Source organism: Flammeovirga aprica JL-4, from assembly GCF_012844305.1.
In the GTDB taxonomy this organism is placed as follows: domain Bacteria; phylum Bacteroidota; class Bacteroidia; order Cytophagales; family Flammeovirgaceae; genus Flammeovirga; species Flammeovirga aprica.
Genome location: NZ_JABANE010000455.1, coordinates 1 through 506 on the forward strand (window position 1 = coordinate 1; position 506 = coordinate 506).

Consider the following 506-nt stretch of genomic DNA (forward strand, 5'->3'; position numbering starts at 1 on the left):
TCAGATGGTTATCTTTAATCATGACCGTGCAATGACAAAATAATTTTCTTTTTATGACGGCGAAATCGGACCGTAAAACGATCGTTTGTCATCTACCGCCAGCCAAAATATTGCGCACGTAATCGATGGAAAACAGCAGGTGCAAATAAAAAGGGCCGCCGTCGGCAGCCCTTTGCAGGATAGGATGCTTTACTCAACCGTTACCGATTTCGCCAGGTTACGCGGCTGGTCAACGTCAGTGCCTTTGATCAGCGCGACGTGATAAGCCAACAGCTGCAGCGGAACCGTATAGAAGATAGGGGCGATGGTCTCTTCCACATGCGGCATCTCAATGATGTGCATGTTATCGCTACCGTTGAAGCCGGCTTCACCGTGGGCGAAGACGTATAGTTCACCGCCGCGGGCACGAACCTCTTCGATGTTGGATTTCAGTTTTTCCAGCAGTTCGTTGTTCGGCGCCACCACGATCACCGGCATTTCCGCATCAATCAGCGCCAGTGGGCCGT

The 506-nt window shown here is 51.2% G+C and carries 1 protein-coding gene; it reads right to left on the bottom strand.

The annotated features are described in order from the left end of the window. Positions 1–189 precede the first annotated feature (189 nt). A partial coding sequence (locus HHU12_RS34920) for an SIS domain-containing protein (protein WP_169661258.1) occupies positions 190–506 on the bottom strand: 317 nt, incomplete at its 5' end.